This window comes from Nonomuraea sp. NPDC049141 (assembly GCF_040648415.1).
Taxonomy (GTDB): domain Bacteria; phylum Actinomycetota; class Actinomycetes; order Streptosporangiales; family Streptosporangiaceae; genus Nonomuraea.
This window is the reverse complement of record NZ_JBEZDR010000018.1, coordinates 244,892-253,883: the sequence shown is the minus strand read 5'-3', so window position 1 is coordinate 253,883 and position 8,992 is coordinate 244,892. Positions and strand designations below refer to the sequence as shown.

At 69.0% G+C, this 8,992-nt stretch carries 6 protein-coding genes and 1 pseudogene; 5 read left to right on the top strand and 2 right to left on the bottom strand.

The genetic code is table 11. The features are described 5' to 3' along the window. Window positions 1–213 precede the first annotated feature (213 nt). Window positions 214–855: a TetR family transcriptional regulator C-terminal domain-containing protein gene (locus tag AB0B91_RS43805; protein ID WP_358333608.1), complete on the bottom strand. Its 642-nt coding sequence runs from the start codon at window positions 853–855 to the stop codon at window positions 214–216. Window positions 856–947: 92 nt separating this feature from the next. On the opposite strand from AB0B91_RS43805, the gene AB0B91_RS43800 reads away from it, so the two are divergent. Continuing rightward, window positions 948–1,181: a hypothetical protein gene (locus AB0B91_RS43800; RefSeq protein WP_225302423.1), complete on the top strand. Its 234-nt coding sequence runs from the start codon at window positions 948–950 to the stop codon at window positions 1,179–1,181. Then, a complete protein-coding gene (locus AB0B91_RS43795) occupies window positions 1,178–2,806 on the top strand; it encodes a carboxylesterase family protein (RefSeq protein WP_358333604.1) in 1,629 nt (542 codons plus the stop codon). Before AB0B91_RS43800 ends, AB0B91_RS43795 begins: the two co-directional genes overlap by 4 nt. A gap of 54 nt (window positions 2,807–2,860) precedes the next feature. On the opposite strand, the pseudogene AB0B91_RS43790 reads toward AB0B91_RS43795, so the two are convergent. Then, window positions 2,861–6,028 (bottom strand): annotated as a pseudogene (locus AB0B91_RS43790) (Tn3 family transposase). A gap of 133 nt (window positions 6,029–6,161) precedes the next feature. Between AB0B91_RS43790 and AB0B91_RS43785 the strand changes: the two are divergent. The 3 genes from AB0B91_RS43785 to AB0B91_RS43775 all read left to right on the top strand — a co-directional run bounded on the left by AB0B91_RS43785 (window position 6,162) and on the right by AB0B91_RS43775 (window position 8,989). Further along, window positions 6,162–7,094: a HAMP domain-containing sensor histidine kinase gene (locus tag AB0B91_RS43785; RefSeq protein WP_358333601.1), complete on the top strand. Its 933-nt coding sequence runs from the start codon at window positions 6,162–6,164 to the stop codon at window positions 7,092–7,094. A gap of 10 nt (window positions 7,095–7,104) precedes the next feature. Next, entirely contained in the window at window positions 7,105–7,764 is a 660-nt protein-coding gene (locus AB0B91_RS43780; protein ID WP_358333598.1) for a DedA family protein, read from the top strand. 142 nt (window positions 7,765–7,906) lie between these two features. Beyond that, window positions 7,907–8,989 (top strand): tyrosine-type recombinase/integrase, encoded by a 1,083-nt coding sequence (locus AB0B91_RS43775; protein WP_358333595.1) that lies wholly within the window; start codon window positions 7,907–7,909, stop codon window positions 8,987–8,989. Window positions 8,990–8,992 lie beyond the last annotated feature (3 nt).

The window sequence follows — 8,992 nt, the reverse complement described above, 5'->3', positions numbered from 1 at the left end:
CTGGTGACCAGGACGACAAGAGCCGTGTAACGAGAGATTGTTACGCACGGTTCTGTGGGAGCCCCGGGCTGAGACGCCCGGGGCGACCCGACCGGTGGCACCCCAAGAACATCACACGCCAAGCGTGACGGTGAACGTCTGGCGCCTCTGGAAGGCATCTTGGCGTACGTGGTGTGACGGACGCAGCGCTGGTGCCGCGCTCGCAAGGCACCCTCAGGTGATTGCGGTCGATGAGGCCGGTCGGCTTGGCCGGGATGGCTGCATGAGCAGGCCGTCGATACGACGAGTCAGCGTGTCGTGGGCGGGCACGGTGGGGCGGTGTCCGAGCAGGGCGAGTGAGGTCAGCCCTTCGACGAGTGGCAGGAGGGTCTCGGCCTCCAGGTCGGCGTCGAGGTCGTCGCGGAACTCGCCGGTTCGCTGGCCATAGCGGATCAGCCAGACCAGCAGGTCGCGCGTTTTGGCGTGGGCTTGGCGCAGGATTTCCGCCAGGGACGGGATGGCCGTGGCGTGGGCGGTGAAGGCCGCCAGGATCCTGGCGTCGCGTCGCTGGTGCGGCTCGATCAGGGTGAGCGTACGCAGGGTGGCGGTGAGCAGGGTCACCGCCGACTCCTTGGCGGCGGAGGCGTCGATTTCCTCCTGGCCCTGCGCGGTGATGCGTTCGGTGATGTGGTGCAGTGCGAAGGCGAGCATCTCGTCCTTGGTGACGAAGCATCGCTGCACTGCTCCCATGGACACCCCAGCCTGCTGCGCCACGTCCCGGAGGGTCGCGCCTTCGGGGCCGTGCCGGTCGATCAGGTCGCAGACCGCTTCGGCGATGTGGCGGCGTCGCGTCTCGTAGTCGACCTGCTTGGGCATGGGGTTCCTTCCGCCAGCATTTCGATGCGGTTGCATCGTATCAACTTTTCCGGTTTATTTGATGCGTACGCATCGGAACAAGGGAGGACGCCATGAGTCGTTCGCAAACACGCAACCGCACAGCCGATAAGGCGCTGTGGCTGGCCGGAGCTCTGTTCACCGTGCAGGGGTTCGGCTCGGCGATCACCGAGGCGCAGTGGGACACCAGCTTCGGAATCGCCGGCATCCTGCGCGCCGTCGGCGTCCCCGGCTGGGCCGATCTCGCCCTGGGCACCCTCGGAGCCGCGTTCCTGCTCATCGCGACGTATCGGGCGGTGCGCCGATGAGACCCCGAGGAACGGCGCGCAGGACGGCGCGCGTGCGGCTGGTCACGGCGGTGGCCGGTCTGTCCGTCGTCGCGGCCTGCGGGAGCGCCACCGGCCCCCCATCGAGCTCGCGCCAGCCTGTCGCGCACACCTCGTCCGGCGCCGTCACCGGCGCTCACATCGGCCGGGACGTGCAGCGGTTCAACGCCATCCCCTATGCCGCACCGCCGACCGGAGCGCTGCGCTGGCAGCCGCCCCAGCCCGTCCAAGCGTGGAAGGGCATCGAGGACGGCACCCGCACGGCCCCGCGCTGCCCGCAGAACGCCAATCCCGCCGACTCCAACCCGGCCAGCGCCGCCGAGGACTGCCTGTACCTGAACGTCACCGCCCCCCGGGCCGTGCCCGCCGGACAACGGCTGCCGGTGATGGTCTGGCTGCACGGCGGCGGCTTCACCCAGGGCGCCGGCGGCGACTACGACACCCAGCGGCTGGCGAAGGCGGGCGTGGTCGTCGTGACCGTCAACTACCGGCTGGGCATCTTCGGCTTCCTCGGCCACCCCGCCCTGAACGGCTCGGGAGCATTCGGCCTGCTCGACCAGCAGGCCGCGCTGCGCTGGATACGGCACAACGCGGCGGCCTTCGGCGGCGACCCGCGCAACATCACCCTGTTCGGCGAGTCCGCGGGCGCGTTCAGCACCTGCGCTCAGCTGACATCCCCCACGGCGGCGGGGCTGTTCGACAAGGCGATCGTCCAAAGCGGCACATGCTCGATGCGCCAGATGGGCATCGACCCCGCCGGCGGCGACACCGTGTGGCCATCACGGCAGTCCGGCGAACAGATCGCCGCAGCCGCCGCCGAACAGATCGGATGCACCGACGCCGCCCAGACGATGGCCTGCCTGCGCCGGGCCCCGGTCCCGGCCCTGCTCGCCGCGCAGCAGAAGATTCCCGCCACCTGGGCGCCCTCGTACGGAAGTGACACGCTGCCGCTCGACCCGCGCCGGGCGGTGGCCGAGGGACGCCTCCACCCGGTGCCGCTCATGGCCGGCACCACCGCGCACGAGGCCCGATACTTCGTGGCCATGTACTTCGACGGTCCCGGCCAGCCTCTGACCCGGCAGACCTATCAGCAGTTCCTGCGCACCGCCTTCGGCACCGACGCCCGGCGGGTCGCGGCCAGATATCCCCTCAGCGCACACGGCTCCCCCTCCCTGGCATGGGCCGCCATCGCCACCGACCGCGGCTGGACCTGCCCCACCCAGGCGGGCAACCGCCTGCTCGCCCGCAAGACCCCCGTCTACCAATACGAGTTCGCCGACGACCCCGCCCCCAGACCATCCGGGTTTCCCATCCCCGCCGCCTTCCCTCTGGGCGCCTACCACGGCGGAGAACTGCCCTACCTCTTCGACGGCCCCGGCGCCGCCACCGCCCAGCCCCTCTCGACAAGCCAACGCCGGCTGGCCGACCAGATGATCGCCTACTGGACCCGCTTCGCCGCCACCGGCAATCCCAACGACCCGAGCCTGCCCCGATGGAAGCCCCTGACCAGCAAGAGCGCGAACCGCGTCCGCTCCCTTTCCTCGGCCCGAAGCAATGGCGACGGCTCCACCGAACACCACTGCCGCTTTTGGGACACACGCAAGTGAAAGAGCTCCAGCCCATGAGCTGAGCCGTCATTCAGACGGTCATCGGTCAGCGGTTCAGACACCGTCATCGTCCACGACAGCGGCACTGGCGGCACTGACCTCGGGCAGCGCCGCCGCGCCGAGCGGCCGCAGGCCCTTGTCCGGGGCCGAGGAAGCAATCGCGTAGCGGCCCAGGCAGTTGAGGTGGGCGTGGCCCAGCGGGGACAACCGTGCCACGTCCTCGTCCTTGACCGGCACACCCTGGGCGCGCAACTGGTCCACGATCGCCGACAGATACCGTGAGTTCCACAACACGACGGCATTGACGCCAAGTCCAAGAGCCGCGAGTTGATCCTCCTGGCCTTCCCGATATGCCTGTCGGATCCGGCCCGAGTTGCCGTGGCAGATCTTGCGGTCCAGGCGGTGCCGGGACTCCTGGACCGACAACTGCTTACCCAGGCTCCGACGGTAGCTGGAATCCATCGGGTCCAGCATGCTCAGCAGGTGCATCGTCTTGTCGATACGGCCGTACTCGGCGAACGCCTGCCCCAGCGGCGTCGGAGAACCCTGGCGGGCGAACATGCGCAGCAGGTCGTAGGCGCGCACCTGGTTGGTCACCAGCGATCCGGCGACGCGGAGCATGTCCGGCCACTGGGCGATCACCTTCTTGGTGTTCAGCTTGTTCTGGGCGATCGCCTCCAGCACCCCGTATGCGCTGGTGGTGCCGTCGGGCAGCTCGGCGCGCCAGAACCGCTGGTCGCCCAGGTCGGCGAAGCGGGGCGCGAACCGGTAGCCGAGCATGGAGAAGATCCCGAACACCATGTCGCTGTCGCTGGCCTGGTCCGTCGTGACCAGCTCGGGTTTCGGCCCGACGTCCAGGTTGATCAGGCAGTCCAGGATGTAGAACGAATCGCGGGGAGTGCCCGGCACCACCATCTGCCCGATCCCCGCCACCTGATCATTTACTGCGTTGAGCCAGGTGATACCGCGCTTGTAGCCGTAGTACTTGGGTGAAGGTCCGGCGTTGATCGTCTTGACCGGGACGACGAACCGCAGCCCGTCTACCGAGGCCAGCAAGCCGCCGCCCCACGAGGCGACGATCGGCACCTTGCCCTGGTGTGCGATCAGGATCGCGTTGGCCGCGGCGTGCGTCTCGGCGCGCACGTAGTTCTGATCCACGTGGGACAGCCGGCCACGGGTCAGCGCCTCTTCCCCCGCCTTGATCACAGGGGTCAGTCCGACGTTGCAGGCCTCGCTGATCAGCAGCGCCACCAGCGATGTCGGCAGGTGGTTCATGCGGGTGGAGATGTCGGCCAGGTGCACGTAGGCGTCCAGAAACCCGGTCCAGGCGTGCACCTCCAGCAGCAGTTCTGGCAGGTCGATGCGGGGCAGCATGGCCTGGCAGGCGGCCCTCAGCCACGCCAGGGACTCGCTCTCGCCGAGCGCGCCGAGTTTCTCCACCGACAGCCGGGCCCGCCCGCCCCCGGCCGGGGTTACCACCGAGACCAGCGCGTCCTCGCCCGCCTCCTCCAGCCGGGCGTCCATCTGCTTCCAGGCCGCGTCCAGGGCCAGGACTTTGCCGTTCAGGTGCTCCTGGACCGGGTCGGTGAGCGACAAGGATGCCAGCACATCCTCGGCGATCGACTCCCACTGCGCCCCGGCCAGCAGGTGCGCGCGCGGGTCGGCCCAGCGCAGCGACGGCGTGGCGAACACGTCCCTGATCGTCAGGGCCCGTAGCAGGTGCTCCAGCACGCACACCACGTACGCGTCACGATCGACCGCGCCCTGCGGCAGGTCCGGGTTGGCATACACCGCCCGCTTCCACGACGCGGTCACCAGCGCGGCGTCGATCTCCCTGGGCAACAGCGGCTTCTTGCTCACCTGCCGACGCGACAGCTCCGGCAAGCGGCGCACCGCGGCCAGCACGCGCCGCCCGCCCGGCGCCGCCGACAGTGCCTTCGACTCGCCCAGCAGCCGCAGGAACGGGCGCACCGTGTGGTACCTCTCCACCAGCGCGGCCCGCATCGCCGCCTCGGCCGCGCCGTCCTCCTCAGGGACCAGCTCCTCCACCACCTGCAGCGCCGCACGGACCTGCTCCTTGCTCACGTTGGCGATCTCGGCCACCGCGGCCCACATCGCCGCCACATCGAGGTCGGCACCCTCCTGGTCGACCAAGTCGAGCTGGTCGACCAGCACGCGGCCGGCCTTGGCCACCAGCTTGGAGGCCCGCTCCAGCCGGGGCAGCATCCGCAGCCGTTCGTCGGCGGACTTGCGGCGGGCCGGGCTGATCAACCGGGTCGCCATCAACAGCGCGAACAGATCCAAAGCGTCGTCGATCGCCTCGGCCTCTAGACTCCGCGTGACCGCCAGCAGCGTCGCCGTCCGGCGCGGCTCGACCAGCCGGTCCAGCGCCGGCGCCTTGCTGCTCGCCCCGTACTTGGCCAGGGTCTTCATCCGCCGCACCGGAACCTTCGACACCGCGACCCGGCTCAACCCGAAGGCGGCCAGGTTGTCCACCCGCTGCAGCGCCCGCACCATCTCCGTCCCTGACGTGCGCTTGGGCGCCTGCCGCAGCTTCTCCAGCTCCGAGATGCGCGATCCCTCGGGCACTACCAGCAGATCCGACAACGAGGCCGACAGGTGCGGATCGGCACGGCGGACCTGCTTGGTCACCACCGTGTACATGCGGACATCGGCCCGTTCCCGCACGCTGCCAACCAGCCGCTCCAGCACGGTCACCCTGGGCAGCAACACCCGATGCCGCCGCAGCCACGCCACCGACTGCTCGAACAACGCCACCGGCCCCTCGGCGTGCGTCCACGCCCTGCCGTGCAGGAAAGTCCGGAACTAGCGCGTCAGCTGCCGCTCGCTCCAGCTGTTGGTGTCATCGAAGGTGTGGCAACCGTAGGCGTCCCGGATCATCCACGCGTGCTCGTACGTCGTCTTGGGCCGCTCGGCGTACTTCTTGACCTGCGACGCGTCACCGATTCCCAGCTGCTCGGCCAGGTAGTCCACCACCGGCCAGGGCACCGCGAGCGGATCCTCCAGGAACAGCCCCTTGTACCGGACGGTCCCGATCTGGACGGCGACGCCCAGCCGGTGAGAATCGGCTCTCGACTGCGCGATCACATTCCGGTCGAAGCTGTCCAGGAAGAAGAACTTCTCCAGGTCTGACAGCGACGGCACCTCGATGAACGAGACGTAGGCAGCCCTGTGCTCGGCAGACAGAAATTCCGCAGGCATAGCCCGCACGGTAGGACCATATCGGCGGGGATCAACTCATAGTGATCGACGCATTACAAGTGAGGATGTTTCACCCGTGAGTGCGTCTTGATCGTTCTCAGCGCCAACGGCTGTCCGCCGGCTCCTCGCCCCCGTGCTCGCCCTCGGTGTGGGCGGATTCCTGCTGGTACGGCTGGGACTGCGGCCGTTAACCAAGATCGAGAAGACCGCGGAGGACATCGCCGACGGCCACCTCGATCTGCGGGTCGCGTCAGATCCACGTACCGAGGTCGGCCGGCTCGGCGTCGCCCTGAACACCATGGTCGGCAGGCTGTCCGCCGCGCTGGGCCAACGGGAACAGTCCGAGGCGCGGCTGCGCAGGTTCGTCACGGACGCCTCGCACGAACTGCGCACCCCGCTCACGTCGATCCGCGGCTTCGCCGAGCTGAACCGCCGCGGCGGCGCGCCGGACCGGGCCGACGTGGACCGGCTGATGGGCCGGATCGAGGACGAGGCGATCCGCTTGGGCTGGCTGGTCGACGACATGCTGCTGCTGGCCAGGCTGGACCAGGAACGCGCGCTGGACCTGGCCGAACTGGACATCCGCACGCTCGTCGAGGACGCCGTGCACGACGCCAAAGCCCGCGACCCGGAGCGGCCGATGATCCTGGAAAGCGCCAGCAAACCGGTCCGCGTCACGGTGGATGAACACCGCATGCGCCAGGTGATCACGAACCTCGTCAGCAACGCCATGGCCCACACCCCGCCCGGCACGCCCGTACACGTCCGCGTAGGCATGCCCGCCCAACGGCCCGGACCTCCTGTGGCCGCGGCGGGGAGCCTGGAATCGCGCGGTCGCGTCGTGCTGGAAGTGATCGACAAAGGACCTGGCATACCGCTGGAGGCCGCCCCGAACATCTTCGACCGGTTCTACCGGGTCGACGAGGCCCGCTCCCGCACGCGCGGCGGCACCGGGCTCGGCCTGGCCATCACCGCCGCGATCTTGGAGGCCCACGGCGGCCGCGTCGAACTCCGGACGGCACCCGGCCAAGGCGCCCACTTCACCGTGCTGCTTCCGTGGTCCTAGCCGGGGCGAGATGGGCCTGCTGGACGTGCTGGCGTGCACCACCCTCGGCTCCCTGATCGGCACGCTGGCGCTGTACTGGATCGGGGCGCTGCTGGGCCGCGAGCGCGTGCTGGCCATCGCCGCCAAGCTGCCGCTGGTAAAGGTATCCGACATCGAGAAGACCGAGGCCTGGTTCCTGCGCCACGGCCGCAAGACCGTGTTCTTCGGCCGGATGATCCCCCTCTTCCGCAGCCTCATCTCGATCCCGGTGGGCGTGGAGCGGATGCCGCTGCCCACGTTCACCCTGCTGACGATGGTTGGCAGCCTCATCTGGAACACCGTCTTCGTGCTGGCCGGCTATTTCCTGGGCGAGAACTGGTCACTGGTCGAGACCTACGTCGGCCTCGGCACGAACGTGGTGGTCGCCATGGTGGTGGCGGCGGTGCTGGTCTCGTCGGGTACGGCTGGCCGAGCGGCGCAAAAGCCGCCAAGCGGCTCGCCGTTGAGGGCCTGCGGCGCTGGGCGCGGCCTGGAGTTGGCGGCGCTGGCCGATCATGCAGTCCGGTTCGCGGACCTCGTTGGGTGGGGCAGACGGGCGACCTTCACCACTTCATACACCACGCGGTGTTCGGATTGCGCGGACATGGAGCACCATCCTCCTCTTGTGTCGCAACTCCCGCGGGTTTGGTGAGTGTCTCTCTGCCCAGGCTGAGACCCTGGCCTGGTCCACATAGGTGTTCTTGATCGAAGTGCAATCTCGTGATTCTGTCGGGATTCCTGATGCTCTTGTGATATCTATGACGCATGGTCACTCCTGTGGATCTGGAGACATAGTGACTCTGGCGGCGGTGCGGTCGCTGAGCTCGCCTCGTCGTCTTCGGACTGCGCAGGAGATCGAGGACTTCGAGCAGGAGCTCGTCGACCAGTTCCTCCTCGCGGAAGTCGGCGCGGGCATCAGCGACGGGGTCCTCGCCGCGGACCGATCGGTGCTCGTGGAGTTCGTGCGCGGCTTCGGCCAGCCGATCTGGACTGCCGACCCCGAGGCCGCGGACGCGTTCCTCGTCGGCCAGCGCCGAGTCGGCCTGGCGCGGTCGACCATCTATCGGAAGGCCGTCACGATCGGGCAGTTCTTCGACTTCCTGATCGCTCGCTACCAGGTCGACATCCACCGGCTGACCGGCCATGTCGTCGTCCAGCCGATCGACGAGTTCAACCGGCCACCCAAGGCCGACTATGGAGCGCCCCGCGTCCCGCCGTCCACCGCGGAGGTGGAGGCGCTCTTTGCCGCATGGCGGGAGAGCCTGCCCCACGCCCGCAAGTACCTGCCTGCGGCGCGGGACTACTTGGCCGCGTCGCTGTGGCGCCGGGCGGGACTGCGGATCACCGAGACGGTCATGCTCGACATTCGCGACTGGCGGCCCGACCTGGGCCCGAGCGGAAAGCTTCACGTCCGGTTCGGCAAGGGCAGCCGCGGCCGTGGCCCGAAGACCCGCCTGGTCTCGGCCATCAACGAGGTCGACGCGCTGCTGGAATGGTGGCTGAACGATGTCCGCCACCAGTTCGGCGACGACTGGGACGACCCCGACGCGCCGCTGCTGCCGAGCGAACGCCGCGACCCGCAGACCGGCCGGTGCCGCCGCGCCGGCGACGACGCGCTGCGGTCCGGGCTGGCAGGGCCCGTGGCCCGCTATCTCCCGGCCTGGGCGGGACGTCTGACTCCTCATGGGCTGAGGCACTACTGCGCGTCGTCGTTGTATGAGCGTGGCCCGGACCTGAAGGCCATCCAGGAGCAACTCGGGCATGAGTGGCTTTCGACCACGACCCGGTACATCCACGTCCATGACGATCACGTAGAGCGGGCTTGGTCCAGCGCCAACGCGCGTGTGGCCGCCCGCCTTGAGGCGGAAGAGCGGTAGAGC